This is a genomic window from Streptomyces sp. NRRL B-24085 (assembly GCF_001282115.1).
Classification (GTDB): domain Bacteria; phylum Actinomycetota; class Actinomycetes; order Streptomycetales; family Streptomycetaceae; genus Streptomyces.
Map to the genome: position 1 here is coordinate 1 of NZ_LJBR01000114.1, position 16,349 is coordinate 16,349.

14 protein-coding genes and 1 tRNA gene are annotated in these 16,349 nt (G+C 72.2%); 7 read left to right on the forward strand and 8 right to left on the reverse strand.

Annotation, left to right across the window (positions count from 1 at the left end; genetic code table 11):
- From AOJ26_RS45070 to AOJ26_RS14780, 3 genes are all read right to left on the reverse strand, one after another.
- A partial coding sequence (locus tag AOJ26_RS45070; RefSeq protein ID WP_053848730.1) for a chaplin occupies positions 1-691 on the reverse strand: 691 nt, incomplete at its 3' end.
- Positions 692-840: 149 nt separating this feature from the next.
- Positions 841-1,074, reverse strand: a complete 234-nt coding sequence (gene chpH, locus AOJ26_RS14775) for a chaplin ChpH (protein ID WP_007380902.1) — start codon at positions 1,072-1,074, stop codon at positions 841-843.
- Between the two features lie 146 nt (positions 1,075-1,220).
- Positions 1,221-2,546 carry a M20/M25/M40 family metallo-hydrolase gene (locus AOJ26_RS14780; protein ID WP_053848731.1) on the reverse strand — a complete coding sequence of 442 codons (1,326 nt, stop codon included), beginning with the start codon at positions 2,544-2,546 and terminating at the stop codon, positions 1,221-1,223.
- A 197-nt stretch (positions 2,547-2,743) separates the two neighbouring features.
- On the opposite strand from AOJ26_RS14780, the gene AOJ26_RS14785 reads away from it, so the two are divergent.
- The 4 genes from AOJ26_RS14785 (at position 2,744) to AOJ26_RS14800 (ending at position 8,881) form a co-directional block, all read left to right on the forward strand.
- Positions 2,744-2,831: transfer RNA gene (locus tag AOJ26_RS14785), tRNA-Leu, on the forward strand.
- Between the two features lie 299 nt (positions 2,832-3,130).
- Positions 3,131-6,997: a Pls/PosA family non-ribosomal peptide synthetase gene (locus AOJ26_RS14790; RefSeq protein ID WP_053848732.1), complete on the forward strand. Its 3,867-nt coding sequence runs from the start codon at positions 3,131-3,133 to the stop codon at positions 6,995-6,997.
- Between the two features lie 77 nt (positions 6,998-7,074).
- On the forward strand, positions 7,075-8,439 hold the full coding sequence (locus tag AOJ26_RS14795) for a M1 family metallopeptidase (protein WP_053848733.1): 1,365 nt from the start codon (positions 7,075-7,077) through the stop codon (positions 8,437-8,439).
- A 37-nt stretch (positions 8,440-8,476) separates the two neighbouring features.
- Positions 8,477-8,881, forward strand: coding sequence for a YchJ family protein (locus AOJ26_RS14800; RefSeq protein ID WP_053848742.1), 405 nt, complete (start codon positions 8,477-8,479; stop codon positions 8,879-8,881).
- Here the strand turns inward: AOJ26_RS14800 and AOJ26_RS14805 are convergent.
- Positions 8,878-9,579, reverse strand: coding sequence for a FadR/GntR family transcriptional regulator (locus AOJ26_RS14805; RefSeq protein WP_053848734.1), 702 nt, complete (start codon positions 9,577-9,579; stop codon positions 8,878-8,880). The two genes, AOJ26_RS14800 and AOJ26_RS14805, sit on opposite strands and share 4 nt — an antisense overlap.
- Before the next feature lie 138 nt (positions 9,580-9,717).
- Here AOJ26_RS14805 and AOJ26_RS14810 point away from each other — a divergent pair, with 138 nt between their 5' ends.
- The 3 genes from AOJ26_RS14810 (at position 9,718) to AOJ26_RS14820 (ending at position 12,379) form a co-directional block, all read left to right on the forward strand.
- Positions 9,718-10,224, forward strand: coding sequence for a gluconokinase (locus AOJ26_RS14810; protein WP_053848735.1), 507 nt, complete (start codon positions 9,718-9,720; stop codon positions 10,222-10,224).
- Positions 10,225-10,270: 46 nt separating this feature from the next.
- On the forward strand, positions 10,271-11,668 hold the full coding sequence (locus tag AOJ26_RS14815; RefSeq protein WP_053848736.1) for a GntP family permease: 1,398 nt from the start codon (positions 10,271-10,273) through the stop codon (positions 11,666-11,668).
- A 111-nt stretch (positions 11,669-11,779) separates the two neighbouring features.
- Complete coding sequence (locus AOJ26_RS14820; protein ID WP_053848737.1) at positions 11,780-12,379, forward strand: YdcF family protein; 600 nt, start codon at positions 11,780-11,782, stop codon at positions 12,377-12,379.
- Positions 12,380-12,402: 23 nt separating this feature from the next.
- On the opposite strand, the gene AOJ26_RS14825 is transcribed toward AOJ26_RS14820, so the two are convergent.
- The 4 genes from AOJ26_RS14825 to AOJ26_RS14840 form a co-directional block, all read right to left on the reverse strand.
- Complete coding sequence (locus AOJ26_RS14825; protein WP_053848738.1) at positions 12,403-13,023, reverse strand: cytochrome b/b6 domain-containing protein; 621 nt, start codon at positions 13,021-13,023, stop codon at positions 12,403-12,405.
- Positions 13,007-13,735 (reverse strand): molybdopterin-dependent oxidoreductase, encoded by a 729-nt coding sequence (locus AOJ26_RS14830; RefSeq protein WP_053848739.1) that lies wholly within the window; start codon positions 13,733-13,735, stop codon positions 13,007-13,009. Before AOJ26_RS14830 ends, AOJ26_RS14825 begins: the two co-directional genes overlap by 17 nt.
- A 93-nt stretch (positions 13,736-13,828) precedes the next feature.
- A complete protein-coding gene (locus AOJ26_RS14835; protein ID WP_053848740.1) occupies positions 13,829-15,361 on the reverse strand; it encodes an APC family permease in 1,533 nt (510 codons plus the stop codon).
- Between the two features lie 29 nt (positions 15,362-15,390).
- On the reverse strand, positions 15,391-16,341 hold the full coding sequence (locus AOJ26_RS14840) for a hypothetical protein (RefSeq protein ID WP_053848741.1): 951 nt from the start codon (positions 16,339-16,341) through the stop codon (positions 15,391-15,393).
- Positions 16,342-16,349: the final 8 nt, after the last annotated feature.

Consider the following 16,349-nt stretch of genomic DNA (forward strand, 5'->3'; position numbering starts at 1 on the left):
GTGGAAACCGGCTGCACCCCGGGGCCCCGGCCACCCAGCCCGGTGTCTCGGCGCTCGCCCCGGGCGGGGTGGCCGGGGAACCGGGGTGGCCGGGTTCCACCGGGTTGCCCGGGTGGCCGGGCTGTTCCGGGGTGCCGGGGTGCTCCGGGCCGCCGGGCGGGGTGTGCTGCCCGCTGCCGCTGCCGCAGTCGTTGCCCATGGCGGGGTTGCCGACGCCGATGACGTCGACGCTGTTGCCGCAGACGTTCACGGGAGCGTCGACCGGCACCTCGACGTGGTTGCCCGAGCCGACGCCGGGCGAGCCACCGGTGTGGCCGCCGGCGTGCGAGCCGCCGGAGCCGTTGGAGCCTGCACCTCCGGAACCGCCGTGGCCGCCGGGCCCGTGCCCTCCGTGTCCGCCCCCGTGTCCGCCGCCGTGGCTCCCGGAGCCGGGCGTTCCGCTGCCGCCGCCCTTGTTGGCGCAGCTGTTGCCCATCGCGGGGTTGAGGACCCCGACGACGTTCACGGTGTTGCCGCACGCGTTCACCGGCGCGTGCACCGGCGCGGACACCGTGTTGCCCGAGAGCACGCCGGGGGAGTTCGCGCTCGATCCGCTCGCGCCCGCGTCCGCGTGGGCGGCGCCTCCTGCGGCGGCGATCACTCCGGTGGCGGCCGCCACTGTCATCAGGCCCTTGCGGGTGACTTGTCGCATGTACCCAATCCCTGCTTTCGACCTTGCCTCGAAATTCCGCTGAATCGCGGTTCTTTTTCTTTTCGAAAAGGCCGGTCGGCCCCGGAGCGCATGGCTTGCACTCCGGGGCCGACGGGCTCATCCCTGTTAACTAAGGGCGAGGCACAACGTCACTTGTTGATGCAGGTGTTGCCGAAGGCGGGGTTCAGCAGGCCGATCACGGAGACCGTGTTGCCGCAGACGTTCACCGGGACGTGAACGGGAACCTGCACGACGTTGCCGGACAGCACGCCCGGGGAGCCCACAGCGGCACCCTGCGCACCCGCATCGGCGACGGCAAGGCCCGCGCCCGCGAGAACCAGGCCACCAGTAGCAGCCGCAGCGGCGACGACCTTCTTGATCATTATTCCTCCTTGTTGGCAATGCGATCCCAAGCAGCGGATCACATGAGTTGTAACGAGGAGGGAGTAATGGGGATACGAGCTTATGAGCGCATTCACCCTTCCCGACCGATCTCGTACGTGCGGCCGAATAAGCGCGTCAACACATGTCAGCTCGCGTCGATGAACCGGTCGAGAACCCGCACGCCGAACTTCAGCCCGTCCACGGGCACCCGCTCGTCGACACCGTGGAACATCCCGGCGAAGTCCAGCTCCGGGGGAAGCTTGAGCGGCGCGAAGCCGAAGCCGCGGATGCCGAGCTCGTCGAAGGACTTGGCGTCGGTGCCGCCGGAGAGCATGTAGGGGATCGCCTTGGCGGCCGGGTCCTCGGCGACCAGAGCGGACTGCATGGCGTCCACGAGGGCGCCGTCGAAGGTGGTCTCGACGGCCTTGTCGGAGTGCACGTCCTCGCGCCGGACCTTGGGTCCGAGGATCTTGTCGAGGTCGGCGAGGAACTCCTCCTCGAAGCCGGGCAGGAAGCGCCCGTCGACGTGCGCGGTGGCCTCGCCCGGGATGACGTTGACCTTGTAGCCGGCGCCGAGCTGGGTGGGGTTGGCGGTGTTGCTGAGGGTGGCGCCGATGAGCTTGGCGATGCCGCCGAGCCGGGCGAGGGTGCCCTCCATGTCCTCCGGGTCCAGCTCGGTGCCCAGCGCGTCGCCGAGTTCGTCGAGGAAGGCACGGGTGGTCTTGGTGACCCGGACCGGGAACTTGTGGCGGCCGAGGCGGGCGACCGCCTCCGACAGTTCGGTGATGGCGTTGTCCCGGTGGATCATCGAGCCGTGCCCGGCGGTGCCGGCCACGGTCAGCTTCATCCAGTGCATGCCCTTCTCGGCCGTCTGGATCAGGTAGAGCCGCCGCTGCTCGTTCACCGTGAAGGAGAAGCCGCCCACCTCGCTGATCGCCTCGGTCACGCCCTCGAAGAGGTCGGGGTGGTTGTCGACGAGGTGCCGGGCGCCGTACGTGCCGCCGGCCTCCTCGTCGGCGAGGAAGGCGAGGACGATGTCCCGGGGCGGCCTGCGCCCGCTGCGCAGCCGGTCGCGGACGACCGCCAGGGTCATCGCGTCCATGTCCTTCATGTCGACCGCGCCCCGCCCCCACACGCACCCGTCGGCGACCTCGCCGGAGAAGGGGTGGTGGGTCCAGTCCTGCGCGTTGGCCGGTACGACGTCGAGGTGGCCGTGGATCAGCAGGGCGGGCCGGGACGGGTCCTCGCCCGCGATCCGGGCCACCGTGGAGGCGCGGCCGGGGTGCGACTCGTAGATCTGCGGGTCGAGCCCCACCTCGGCGAGCTTGCCCGCGACCCACTCGGCCGCCTTGCGTTCGCCCGGCCCCGAGTGGTCGCCGTAGTTGCTGGTGTCGAACCGGATCAGCTCGCGGCAGAGGTCCACGACCTCGTCCTCGCCGGTGACGCCCCTGGCCGTGTCCGTGTCGCTCACGCTGTTCCTCCCGCTGTCACTGCTGGTGGTTGCCCTCATCCTCTCCCCGCGCCCCGGTCGGCCCCAAGACCGGGCCCGGCCCGTCACACGCCGTTCACGGACGCCCGGGGCGGGAACGGGGGGTGATCGGGCCCCCTCGAAAGCCTGGTAATGTTTCCTTCGTCGCCGCGAGGGAAACCCCGCACGACAGACACCTTGTCCGGGTGGCGGAATGGCAGACGCGCTAGCTTGAGGTGCTAGTGCCCTTTATCGGGCGTGGGGGTTCAAGTCCCCCCTCGGACACCAGCCCAATCCCTCCGGCCGCTCAGGCGGCCGGGGGGATTCGTCGTGTTCGCCCTGCCGCTCAGGCTGTTGCTCGCTGTGTGTGGGACATCTCTCGCTCGGTGTGAAGATCACCAGGTCAGCGGTCTGCGGACGGGGCTGCCCCACCCCCGGACGGCCCCTCCCGAGTCGCCGTTCCCCTGGGCCGAACCTAGCGTCGTACTAAAATTTCCGGCTTGTTACGAGCTGGACCCGGACAACCCCAGGCAGACCTGCGGGCCCGCCAGCGCCCCGGAGGCTCCGGGATCGAGACGCGAGGACCGATGGCAGCCATAGACGAGAGCAGCGCTCTCGGCCTGCTCGGCGAAGAGCTCAGCGCAGAGATCCACGAACAGTTCGGTGACACCGCCCGTTTCTCCGGGGGCCCCGCCGCCTCCCCCCGCACCCTCGTCGATGTCTTCGACGCCTCTGTGCGCTCCTTCCCGGACGAGCTCGCCCTGGACGACGGGACGACCCGGCTCACCTACCGCGCGCTGGCCGCCGAGGTCGAGCGACTGCGCCGGCGGCTCGCCGCGGCCGGGGTGGGACTCGGCGACCGAGTGGGCGTGCGGGTGCCGTCCGGCACCAACGACCTGTACGTCGCGATCCTCGCCGTGCTCGCCGCCGGTGCCGCCTATGTCCCGGTCGACGCCGAGGACCCCGACGAGCGGGCCGAGCTGGTGTTCGGGGAGGCGGAGGTGCGGGCCGTGGTCGGCGCCGGGCACGAGCTGACGGTCAGCGGGCGTGGCGCGGCTCCCGCCGCCCGGCCCGGCATCGGGCACGACGCGTGGATCATCTTCACCTCCGGTTCCACCGGCAGGCCCAAGGGCGTCGCCGTCTCACACCGCAGCGCCGCCGCCTTCGTGGACGCCGAGGCCGCGCTGTTCCTCACCGACGACCCCATCGGTCCCGGTGACAGGGTCATGGCGGGGCTGTCGGTCGCCTTCGACGCCTCCTGCGAGGAGATGTGGCTGGCGTGGCGGTACGGGGCCTGTCTCGTACCGGTGCCGCGGTCCCAGGTCCGCAGTGGGGCCGATCTCGGGCCCTGGCTGGTCGAGCAGGAGATCACCGTGGTCTCCACCGTGCCGACGCTCGCCGCGCTGTGGGAGCCCGAGACCCTCAACGACGTACGCCTGCTGATCTTCGGCGGCGAGGCCTGTCCGCCCGAGCTGGCGCAGCGGCTGGTGACGGAGGGCCGGGAGGTGTGGAACACCTACGGACCCACCGAGGCGACCGTGGTGGCCTGTGCCTCGCTGATGAGCGGCGAGGAGCCGATCCGGATCGGACTGCCGCTGGACGGCTGGGAGCTGGCCGTCGTCGACGAGGCCGGGGAGCCCGTGCCGATGGGCGCCACCGGGCAGCTCGTGATCGGCGGGGTCGGCCTCGCCCGGTACCTGGACGCCGAGAAGGACGCGGAGAAGTACGCGCCGCTGGAGTCGCTGGGCTGGGAGCGGGCGTACCGCAGCGGTGACCTCGTGAAGGCGGAGCCGGAGGGGCTGGTCTTCCTCGGGCGGGCCGACGAGCAGATCAAGCTCGGTGGCCGGCGGATCGAGCTCGGCGAGGTCGACGCGGCCCTCCAGGCGCTGCCCGGGGTGGCGGGGGCGGCCGCCGCCGTCCGCACCGCCCGCAGCGGCAACCAGCTCCTCGTCGGATACGTCGTCACGCAGGACGGCTGGGACCAGGCGACCGCCGTGGAGAGGCTGCGGGCCGAACTGCCCGCCGCGCTCGTGCCGTTGCTCGCCCCCGTCGACGACCTGCCGACCCGGACCTCCGGCAAGGTGGACCGCAACGCGCTGCCGTGGCCGCTGGAGGGGCTCGGGAGCAGCGGCCCCACGGAGGAGTTGTACGGCACCGAGGCCTGGCTCGCCGAGCAGTGGGCGGAGGTCCTCGGCATCCCGGTCTCCGGGCCGCGCGACGACTTCTTCGCGATCGGCGGATCCAGCCTGGCCGCCGCCCAGTTGACCAGCCGGCTGCGCACCCGCTACCCGAGCGCGGCCGTCCTCGACATCTACCAGCAGCCCACCCTGCGGAAGTTGGCCCGCCATCTGGAGGAGTCCGCGCAGGACGACGGGGCGGCACGGGTGGTCGCACCGGTGCCGGTCCGGGCCCAGGTGATCCAACTCCTGCTGCTGCTCCCCCTGTTCGCGCTCATGGGGCTCCGCTGGACGGTGCCCCTGGCCGCCGCAGGGAACCTCCTGCCGTCCTACGGCTGGCTGCCGACCGCTTCCTGGTGGCTGGTCGGCGCCGGTGCCCTCGCCCTGTTCAGCCCGCCCGGACGGCTCGCGATCGCCGCCGGCGGGGCCCGGCTGCTGCTGCGGGGAGTCCGGCCCGGCCGCCACCCCCGCGGCGGCAGCGTCCACCTGCGGCTGTGGGCCGCCGAGCGGCTCGCCGAGTTCAGCGGGGCGACCTCGCTGACCGGCTCCTGGCTGGAGCGGTACGCGCGGGCGCTCGGCGCCAAGGTCGGTCCCGAGGTGGACCTGCACTCGCTGCCGCCGGTCACCGGCATGCTCAAGCTGGGCCGGGGCGCCGCCGTGGAGTCCGAGGTGGACCTGTCCGGCTGGTGGCTGGACGGCGACCGGCTGGAGATCGGCCAGGTCAAGGTGGGCGCGCACGCGGTCGTGGGTACGCGCAGCATGCTCTTCCCGGGCGCCCGTGTCGGCAAGCGGGCCGAGGTGGCGCCGGGTTCGGCGGTCACCGGGCAGATCCCGACCGGTCAGCGCTGGGCGGGCGCGCCCGCGGTCAAGCTCGGCAAGGCCAAGCGCAACTGGCCGAAGGAACGGCCGGCGCGGGGCACGTACTGGCGGGTGATGTACGGCCTCACCGGTCTCGGGCTGACCCTGCTCCCCGTGCTCGCGGGCGGTGCCGCGTTCCTGGTGGCCCGGCCCTTCGTCGCCGGGTCCGCGCCCCTGGCCGGCGCCTTCCTGGCCCTGGTCCCGGCGACGCTCGCCTTCGGGCTGGCGTACGCGCTGCTGCTCCTGGTCTCGGTACGGCTGCTGAGCCTGGGGCTGCGCGAGGGGACGTATCCGACGCACAGCCGCATCGGGTGGCAGGCATGGACCGTGACGCAGTTGATGGACCGCTCGCGCGAGACGCTGTTCCCGCTGTACGCGGGGCTGGTCACGCCGGTGTGGCTGCGGCTGCTGGGGATGCGGATCGGGCGGGGCGCCGAGGTGTCGACCGTGCTGGCGCTGCCCAGCCTGACGACGGTCGGCGAGGGCGCGTTTCTGGCCGACGACACCCTGACCGCGCCGTACGAGTTGGGCGGCGGCTGGGTCAGGATCGGGCGCGCGGAGATCGGGCGGCGGGCGTTCCTCGGGAACTCGGGGATGACGGCGCCGGGGCGGACCGTGCCGGACGGCGGCCTGGTCGGGGTGCTGTCGGCCACGCCGAAGAAGGCGAAGAAGGGCACGTCGTACCTGGGGCTGCCGCCGGTGAAGCTGCCGCGCAGCGCGGCCGACAGCGACCAGAGCCGGACGTACGAGCCGTCGGCGGGGCTGCTGTGGGCGCGCGGACTGGTGGAGCTGTGCCGGATCGTGCCGGTGTTCTGCTCGGCAGGACTCGCGGTACTGACGGTCGCCGCGCTGTGCGTGCTGGGGCCGTGGGCCTGGCTGCTCGCCGGAGTGGTGCTGCTCGCGGCCGGTGCCGTGGCGGGACTGGTGTCGGTGGTCGCGAAGTGGCTGCTCGTGGGGCGGCACCGCAGCGGGGAGCACCCGCTGTGGAGCGGCTTCGTGTGGCGCAACGAGCTCGCGGACACCTTCGTCGAGGTGCTGGCGGTGCCGTGGCTGGCGGGTGCAGTTCCCGGTACGCCGCTGATGACGGCGTGGCTGCGCGGACTCGGGGCGAGGATCGGCAGGGGCGTCTGGGTGGAGAGCTACTGGCTGCCGGAGACCGATCTGGTGACGCTGGAGGACGCGGCCACCGTGAACCGCGGCTGTGTGCTCCAGACCCACCTCTTCCACGACCGGATCTTGCGGACGGATACTGTTGTTCTCCGTGAGGGCGCCACGCTGGGCCCTGGCGGGATCGTGCTGCCCGGCAGCACGATCGGGGCCCGCACCACGCTGGGTCCCGCGTCGCTCGTCATGGCCGCGGAGTCCGTCCCGGACGACACCCGCTGGCTCGGCAACCCGATCGAGGCATGGCGGCCCTGAACGCGGGCCACCCGGAGTCGGTGAGCGGTGCACCGGCGGATCCGAGTGGCGACGCGGCGCAGGGAGCGGAATCGGCAGTGGCAGTTCAGCAGGCGGCGGGTGCGGACCCGTACTTCCCTGACCACGGTGACGTCCGGTACCGGGTGCACCGCTACGAGCTCGCGCTGGACTACCGCCCCGCTCCCAACCGGCTGGCCGGGAGCGCCCGGATCAACGCCATAGCGGGACGCTCACCGCTCACCGAGTTCCTGCTCAACCTGTCCGACTTCAAGATCGGCCGGGTGCGGGTGGACGGCCGCCCCGCCCACTACACGCACCGCGGCGGGAAGCTGCGGGTCCGGCCCGCGAAGCCGGTGCGGCCCGGGGCCGCGTTCACGGTCGAGGTGCAGTGGTCGGGCAACCCCAGGCCGGTGCAGAGCACTTGGGGCGGGCTCGGCTGGGAGGAGCTGGAGGACGGGGCGCTGGTGGCGAGCCAGCCGATCGGGGCGCCGTCCTGGTACCCGTGCAACGACCGGCCCGCGGACAAGGCGTCGTACCAGATCTCGGTCACCACGCCGTCGGCCTACGCGGTCGTGGCGGGCGGACGGCTGCTGACGCGGACGACCAAGGCGTCCACCACCACCTGGGTGTACGAGCAGGCGGCGCCGACCTCCAGCTATCTGGTGGGCCTCGCGATCGGCAAGTACCAGACGGTGCTGCTGGGCGACCCGGGTCCGGGCGGGGTGCCGCAGCACGGGCACATCCCGGCTCACCTGCTGCCGGAGTTCTCACGGGACTTCGCACGGCAGCCGCAGATGATGGAGCTGTTCCAGGAGCTGTTCGGGCCGTATCCGTTCGACGAGTACGCCGTCCTCGTCACGGAGGAGGAGCTCGATGTGCCCGTGGAGGCACAGGGGTTGTCGCTGTTCGGCGCCAACCACGTGGACGGGGCCCGGGGTTGGGAGCGGCTGGTCGCGCACGAGCTGGCGCACCAGTGGTTCGGCAACAGCGTCTCCATCGCGGACTGGCGGCACATCTGGCTGAACGAGGGGTTCGCCAAGTACGCCGAGTGGCTGTGGTCGGAGCGCTCGGGTGGCCGTACGGCACAGCAACTGGCAGCCGCCGCGCACCGGTCGCTGTCCTCGCTCCCCCAGGATCTGCGGCTGGGCGATCCCGGCCGCAAGTCGATGTTCGACGACCGGCTCTACGAGCGCGGCGGGCTCACCGTGCACGCGCTGCGCTGTGCGCTGGGCGACGAGGCGTTCTTCCGGATGCTGCGCGGCTGGGCTGGGCTGCACCGGGGCGGGGCGGTGACGACGTCGACGCTCACCGCGCATGTCAACCGGTTCGCGGACGAGCCACTGGACGGGCTGTTCGACGCATGGGTGCACGGGACGGCGCTGCCCTCCCTGCCGACGCCGGGTCCGGCGCGGCCTGCGCACCCCCCGACCAACGCCGGCTAGGGCGTCGCACCGGCGCGGTTGCGGGAGAATGGCGATCATGTCCCGACGTGCCTCGAAGCCCCGGCCGCGTGCCGCTTCCTCCTGCCCCTGCGGTCTCGCGGGAACCTACGACGCCTGCTGCGGCCGCTTCCACCGGGGTGAGGCCGCGGCGCCGACCGCCGAGGCGCTGATGCGCTCGCGCTACAGCGCCTTCGTCAAGCTGGAGCGGGAGTACCTGCTGCGGACCTGGCACCCCCGGACCCGTCCCGGCGCCCTGGATCTCGACGCGGGTATGCGCTGGACCGGGCTCGAGATCCTGGACACGACCGACGGCTCGGCCTTCCACGCCACCGGCACGGTGACCTTCCGGGCGTCGTTCGAGGGCGGCTCCCTGCACGAGCGCAGCCGTTTCGAGCGGGTCGACGGGGCCTGGGTGTACGTGGACGGGGAGTTCCTGGACTAGGGAGCGAGGATGTCCAGCTCCTGGAGCGCGCCCTCCGCGATCTCGCGGGTCAGCGCCTCCGCGTGGCCCGCGTCGCCCGCGCGGATCGCCTCGGCGAGCCGCACGTGCAGGGTGACGGCGGCCGGGTCGGGGTCCTCGAACATGACCTCGTGGCGGGTGCGGCCGGCGAGGACCTCGGCGACGACGTCCCCGAGGCGGGCGAACATCTCGTTGCCGGAGGCGTTGAGGATCACCCGGTGGAAGGCGATGTCGTGCAGGAGGTAGCCCTCCAGGCGGTGGCCCTTGGAGTTGGCGACCATGCCGAGCGCGCACTCGGTGAGTTCGGCGCACTGCTCGGCGGTCGCGTGCTTGGCGGCCAGGCCCGCCGCCACCGGCTCGATCGCCGAGCGCAGCACGGTCAGTGAGCGCAACTGCTGGGGGCGGTCGGCGCCGGCCAGCCGCCAGCGGATGACCTGGGGGTCGTAGACGTTCCACTCGGCCTTCGGGCGGACCGTCACGCCCACGCGGCGGCGGGACTCGACCAGGTGCATGGACTCCAGGACCCGGACCGCCTCGCGCATCACGGAGCGTGAGACGTCGAAACGCTGGGCCAGTTCGTCGGTGCGCAGAACGCTGCCCGGCGGGTACTCGCCCGCTGTGATCGCGGGTCCGAGGGCGTCCAGTACGCGTCCGTGCAGCCCCCGGCCCAATGTGCTCATGCACTCAGCGTACGGGGCGCGTCACGCCCAGAAAAAGTCAGACTTATTCGTCACAGGGTCTTGAATTAGTCCTACCTAATGGGTTTCAGTTGCTCGGCATCGAAGGTGTCGACGAGGACAGCAGACAGTGAGGCAGCGATGAGCACCCCGAAAGTCGTCGTGGTCATGGGCGTCGCGGGCACCGGCAAGACCACCATCGGTCCCCTGCTCGCCGCCCGGCTCGGCGTCCCCTACGCCGAGGGCGACGACTTCCACCCGCCGGCCAACATCGCCAAGATGTCGGCCGGCACCCCGCTCACCGACGACGACCGGTGGCCGTGGCTGGACGCCATCGGCTCCTGGGCGCACGGGCGGGCGGGGCTCGGCGGGGTGGTCAGCTGCTCGGCGCTGAAGCGGTCGTACCGCGACCGGCTGCGGGCCGAGGCGCCCGGGGTCGTCTTCGTGCACCTGGCCGGCGACCGCTCCCTCATCGAGGACCGGATGTCGCACCGGCAGGGGCACTTCATGCCCACCGCACTGCTCGACTCGCAGTTCGCCACGCTCCAGCCCCTCCAGGAGGACGAGGCCGGGGTCGTGGTGGACGTCTCCGGCAGCCCGGAGGACATCACCGGGCGGGCCGCGAAGGCGCTCGCCGAACTCCCGTAACACCCCTTTTCCGAAGAACGTCCCCGTACCTGCAAGGGAACCCCCCGTGACCAGACTCAGCGTCGAGTTGCTGGCAGCGGACGCACCCGAGCCGATCACCTCGGCCGGTCACGCCCAGCTGGGCATCGCCGTCCTGGCGGGCATCGCCGTCATCGTGCTGCTCATCACCAAGTTCAAGCTCCACGCCTTCCTGTCGCTGACCCTGGGCACGCTCGTGCTCGGCGCGGTCGCCGGAGCGCCGCTCGACAAGGCCATCGCCAGCTTCACCACCGGGCTCGGCACCACGGTCGCCGGCGTCGGTGTGCTGATCGCGCTCGGCGCGATCCTCGGCAAGATGCTCGCCGACTCGGGCGGCGCCGACCAGATCGTCGACACGATCCTCGCGAAGGCGGGCGGCCGTTCGATGCCGTGGGCGATGGTCCTGATCGCCTCCGTCATCGGTCTGCCGCTGTTCTTCGAGGTCGGCGTCGTCCTGCTGATCCCGGTCGTGCTGATGGTCGCCAAGCGCGGCAACTACTCCCTGATGCGGATCGGCATCCCGGCCCTCGCGGGCCTGTCCGTGATGCACGGCCTGGTCCCGCCGCACCCCGGCCCGCTGGTCGCCATCGACGCGGTCGGCGCCAACCTCGGCGTCACGCTCGCCCTCGGCGTCCTGGTCGCCGTCCCGACGGTGATCATCGCCGGTCCGCTGTTCTCGCGGTACGCGGCCCGCTGGGTGGACGTGCCGGCCCCCGACCGGATGATCCCGCAGCGCGCCTCGGAGGAACTGGAGAAGCGCCCGGCCTTCGGCCCCACGCTGGCGACCATCCTCCTCCCGGTCGTCCTGATGCTGTCCAAGGCACTGGTCGACATCGTGATCGACGACCCCGAGAACCTCACCCAGCGCGTCTTCGACGTCATCGGCTCCCCGATGATCGCGCTGCTGGCCGCGGTGCTCGTGGGCATCTTCACGCTGCTGCGCCCGGCCGGCTTCGGCAAGGACCGGCTCTCCCCTCTCGTCGAGAAGGGCCTCGCGCCCATCGCCGGCATCCTGCTGATCGTCGGCGCGGGCGGCGGCTTCAAGCAAACCCTGATCGACTCCGGTGTGGGTCAGATGGTCCTGGACATATCCAAGGACTGGTCGATCCCGGCCCTCCTGCTGGCCTGGCTGATCGCGGTGGCGATCCGGCTGGCGACCGGCTCGGCCACGGTGGCGACGATCTCCGCGGCCGGTCTGGTCGCCCCGCTCGCGGAAGGCATGTCGACCGGGGAGACGGCCCTGCTGGTCCTCGCCATCGGCGCCGGCTCGCTCTTCTTCAGCCATGTCAACGACGCCGGGTTCTGGCTGGTCAAGGAGTACTTCGGCCTGGAGGTCGGCCAGACGATCAAGACCTGGTCGATCATGGAGACGATCATCTCGGTGGTCGCGGGCGGTCTGGTGCTGCTGCTGTCACTGGTCATCTAGGTACGGCCACGAGGGCACCCGGGGCGGGCGAGGCACGGTTTCCGGCCTCGCCCGCCGCCGTTGCCGTCGCCGGCCTGTGGGACCGGTACCGGGGTGCTCTAGAGTCCCCGCATGCGGCGAAGGACGGGACTGGTGGTGGCCGGGGCCGCGGCTCTGGCCTGGGGCGAGTGGCTGAACCGGCGCTGGTCCCGCGCACTGCTGGGCGACGGCCGGGGCGCCTCCTCGGCCGTGGTGGTCCTGGGGTACCGCAATCCCGGGGACACGGCGAACCTGATCAACCGCTGGCGCGTCCGCGCCGGAGTCCGCTCCCTCACCGCCGACGGTACGCGCGGGGCCCGCCTGATCCTCAGCGGTGGGACGACCGGCAGCGGCGCGACGGAGGCCCGTCTGATGGCCGACTACGCGAAGGGGACGCTCGGGTACGACGGCCCGGTGCTCCTGGAGGACCGGTCCACGACGACGTGGGAGAACATCACGAACGTGATCCCGCTGCTCGAGGACGTGGACCGCATCAAGATCGTCTCCCAGCCGGCCCACGCGCTCAAGGCCCGCGCCTACCTGCGGCGGCAGCGCCCGGACCTGGCGAAGCGGCTGGTGCGCGCGGACGACTACCGCCCCGGCGAGTGGATCGCCGTCAAACCGCTGCTGGCGCTGTACGGGCTGTGGTCCCTGCGCGGCCTGCGGGCCGACGAACGGAAGGCCGTGCCGTAGGGACCCCGTGGCGGGACGTCACGCTACGGCCGCCACAGCGGATGCTCCCGCTCCGCCCACTCCCGGCTCACCGAACCCGTCCGCAAGCCGCGTCGAGCCTCCGGGTCGGCGAGCGCCATGCCGATGTGGCCCGCGAGGACGATGCCGATGGTGAGGGCCAGCCAGTCGTGGACGAAGGTCGCGCTGGTGCGCCACTGGATGGGGGTGAGGTGGGTGAACCACATCAGCAGGCCTGTGCCGAGCATCACCAGGGTCGCACCGGCGATCCAGGAGGCGTAGACCTTCTGGCCCGCGTTGAACTTGCCCGCGGGACGGGACGTGCGGCGTCGGTCGCGGCGCAGGGCGGCGCGCAGCCAGACGCGGTCGTGGGGGCCGAAGCGGTTGAGGAAACCCAGGTCGGCGCGGAAGGCGCGGGAGGCCAGCCCCAGGAGGGCCGGGACGGGCAGGGCCAGGCCCGCCCATTCGTGAACGCGGACCACCAGCTCGCGGCGGCCGACGAGTTCGGCGAACTGGGGGACGTACAGACAGGCGGCCGTGGCCACGCAGACACCCATCAGGGCGGCCGTCGTGCGGTGCACCCACTTCTGGGAGCGGCCGAAGCGCCGGATCCGTGCCTGCGGCGGGGCGTCAACTCGTAGGTTCATCGTCCCGCCCGTTCGATCGGCCGACCCAGGCGTCCACGTCGTAGCCGCGGTCCTCCCAGTAGCCCGGCTCCACGTCCTCGGTGACGGTGATGCCGGACAGCCACTTGGCCGACTTGTAGAAGTACATGGGGGCCACGTAGAGGCGGACCGGGCCGCCGTGGGAGTGGCCGATGTCCTTGTCCTGCATGCGCAGGGCGACCAGGACGTCCGGGCGGCGGGCCTGGTCGAGGGTGAGGCTCTCGGAGTACGCCCCGTCGAAGCAGGTGAAGCGGACGGCGCCCGCCTTGGCGGTCACTCCGGCGGCGTCCAGCAGCGCGGACAGTCGTACGCCTTCGAACGGCGTGTCCGGGACCCGCCAGCCCGTCACGCACTGCACGTCCTTGACCATCCGGGTCTGGGGCAGCGCCCGCAGGTCGGCCAGGGTGTAGGCGCGGGGGCGGGAGACCAGGCCGTCGATCGTCAGGCGGTAGTTCGCGGCGTTCTTGTGCGGCACCGACGAGGTGACCGAGTAGTAGCGGAAGCCGCCCCCGTTGGGGAGCAGCCCGGTCAGGCCGGTGGGGTCCTTGTCGGCGGCGCTGCCGAGGAAGGCCTCCAGGCCGCGTTGCAGGGTGGGCGCGGCGACGACGCCGAGCGCGCCCAGGCCGAGGGTGCCGAGGAGGACCCGGCGGCCGATCGGCGTACCGCGCTGTTCCTCGGGCTGTTCGGAGTTCACCTCACCATTCGAACACCCGCGACGCCCGTGGAGCCAGGAATCGCGGGTGCTCGTCAGACTTCCGTAACCACTTCTCACGGGGTTCTCAGAGAGTCACGACGCCTCTTCGGCCGCCTTCTCCAACTGGAACGCCTCGTTGCCGAGCCCGATCCGCGCGTGCGCCTCGGGCCTGCGGGCCCGCATCAGCAGGCCCTGTGCCAGACCCACCAGCACGGCGAGGCCGACGATGCCCGGCAGCACCCAGCTCAGCGAGGAGTCGGGGCCCGCGCCGACCAGGACGTCGAAGTCCTTCACCGTGTACACGGCGATGACCAGCAGGGCGAGCCCCGCGAGGGCCGAGGTGACCAGCCGCCAGGCCTGGGCGGCGGCCGCGCCGCGCCGGACGAAGAAGACGACGACGGACGCGGAGGCCGCCGCCATCAGCACGATCACGCCGAGCGAGCCGATGTTGCCGAACCAGGTGAACAGGTGCAGGACCGGCACGGTCGGGTCGCCGGTGGGCTTGTCGTCGGCGATCGCGAAGACGGCCACGACCACCACCGACACGGCGGTCTGGAGCAGTGAGCCGGTGCCGGGCGCGCCGCTCGCGCTGTTGGTACGGCCGAAGGCGGCGGGCAGCAGGCCCTCGCGGCCCATGGCGAAGGCGTAGCGGGCGACGACGTTGTGGAAGCTGAGCATGGCCGCGAACATGCCGGTCACGAACAGGACGTGCAGGACGTCGGTGAACGTGCCGCCGAGGCGGGACTCGGTGAGGCCGAACAGCAGTCCGGCACTCTGCTTCTGGGACTCGCCGACGATCGCCGAGGGGCCGGTGGCGACGGTGAGGGCCCAGCTGCTGAGCGCGAAGAAGACGGCGACGCCGCCGACGGCGAGGAACATCACGCGCGGCACCAGGATGTGCGGGCGGCTGGTCTCCTCGGCGTACACCGGCGCCTGCTCGAAGCCGAGGAAGGCGGCGATGCAGAAGCACAGGGCGGTGCCGACGCCGGCGCCGCTGAGGGTGTCCGGGTTGAAGGCGTGCAGGGACAGGCCTTGGGCGGCCGGGTCGGCGACGGCGGCGATGTCGAAGATGACGACGAGGGCGACCTCGACGATCAGCAGGACGCCGAGCACGCGCGCGTTGACGTCGATCTTCAGCCAGCCGAGCGCGCCGACGACCAGCGCGGCCGTCAGCGCGGGTATCCACCAGGCCACCGACAGGTCGGCGTAGGTGGCGAGCAGTCCGGAGACCTCGAAGCCGAAGATGCCGTAGATGCCGACCTGGAGGGCGTTGTAGGCGACCAGGGCGACGAGGGCCGCGCTCGCGCCGGCCGTGCCGCCGAGGCCGCGGGAGATGTAGGCGTAGAAGGCGCCCGCGTTGTGGACGTGCCGGCTCATCTCGGCGTAGCCGACGCTGAACAGGACGAGGACGACCCCGAGGACGACGAACAGGAGGGGCTGGCCGACGATCCCCATCACCGCGAATGTAGTGGGCATGACACCCGCGACGACCATGAGGGGCGCGGTCGCCGCGAGGACGGAGAGCAGCAGGCCCCCGGTGCCGAGCCGGCCGGCCCGCAGCGCGCGCTCCTGTCCCTTGAACGTACTGATGCCTGGTCTGCTCTTGCTGGAACTCTCGGTGGCCATGGGGACCGTCCTTCTGGGGTTCGGGGGTGTCACACCGTGCCGAGCGCGTGGTCGCGGGCGGCACGGAAGGCGGAATACGGCTCGCGGTCCGGGTAGGACCAGGGGGCCGGGGTGGGGCGTTCGCCGATGCGGTGGAAGAGGGCGGCGGCCTCGGCGCCGCGGCCCTCGCAGACCTTCGCGTGGGCGAGGAAGTTGAGGTCGACCAGCCGGCGCGGGTGGCCCTCGTGCTCCCACTCCAGCCACCAGTCGAAGGCCGCCTTCATCACCTGCCGGGCCCGGCGTCCGGTCCAGTGGCCGGAGGCGGCGGGGTCGTGCGGTTCGTGCCCAGCGGCGGCCAGGGCTCGGTAGCGCTCGGCGTGCGCGATGACCGGCAGGATCGCGAGCGGTGAGTCGGCGGGGGCCTGCTCGGCGGCCCAGTTGGCGAAGTCGTAGACCTCGTGCAGCGGGTCGGGGCCCGTGTCGGCCCGGTGCTCGGCGAGCCGGGCGACCATCAGGTGGTGGGCGTGGTGGTGGTCCGCGTGCCGCTGCCGGACCTCCCCGAAGACGGCGGCGACCTCGTCCGCCGTTCCGTGGTCGCGCTCCAGCAGGAGCAGGCCGAGCCAGGGTGTGGGGTCGGCGGGCGCGAGGCGGGCCGCGGTACGGCAGGCCTCGCGGGCCGCGGCGGGCTTCCCCTTGCCCCGCCGGACGAGCTGGACCAGGGCGAGGGCGAGCAGCACGGCCGCGTCGGCGGAGTCGGGCTCGGCCACCAGCCACTCCCTGGCCCAGGCGTCGCTGTACGGCTCGGCCGCGAGCACCGTGACACGGTGGCCGCGCCGGTCCCACTCATCACCCGTCCGGGTGAGCAGCGCCCTGACCGCCTGCCACCTGCCCTGCGCCAACGCGGAGCGCGCGTCGCTGAGTTCGGCGTCGTCGAGGGCCGCGTCGAAGGCATGGGACGCGCGTCTGCGACTGCGGCCGAAGGGGGGTGGGGGCGGGGACACCGTGTGGG

Excerpts from the sequence above, each read along its gene's own strand:
- AOJ26_RS14835 (WP_053848740.1), bottom strand. The coding sequence starts at position 15,361 with ATGGCCACCGAGAGTTCCAGCAAGAGCAGACCAGGCATCAGTACGTTC.
- AOJ26_RS14800 (WP_053848742.1), top strand. The coding sequence starts at position 8,477 with ATGTCCCGACGTGCCTCGAAGCCCCGGCCGCGTGCCGCTTCCTCCTGC.
- AOJ26_RS14790 (WP_053848732.1), top strand. The coding sequence starts at position 3,131 with ATGGCAGCCATAGACGAGAGCAGCGCTCTCGGCCTGCTCGGCGAAGAG.
- AOJ26_RS14805 (WP_053848734.1), bottom strand. The coding sequence starts at position 9,579 with ATGAGCACATTGGGCCGGGGGCTGCACGGACGCGTACTGGACGCCCTC.
- AOJ26_RS14820 (WP_053848737.1), top strand. The coding sequence starts at position 11,780 with ATGCGGCGAAGGACGGGACTGGTGGTGGCCGGGGCCGCGGCTCTGGCC.
- AOJ26_RS14810 (WP_053848735.1), top strand. The coding sequence starts at position 9,718 with ATGAGCACCCCGAAAGTCGTCGTGGTCATGGGCGTCGCGGGCACCGGC.
- chpH (WP_007380902.1), bottom strand. The coding sequence starts at position 1,074 with ATGATCAAGAAGGTCGTCGCCGCTGCGGCTGCTACTGGTGGCCTGGTT.
- AOJ26_RS14825 (WP_053848738.1), bottom strand. The coding sequence starts at position 13,023 with ATGAACCTACGAGTTGACGCCCCGCCGCAGGCACGGATCCGGCGCTTC.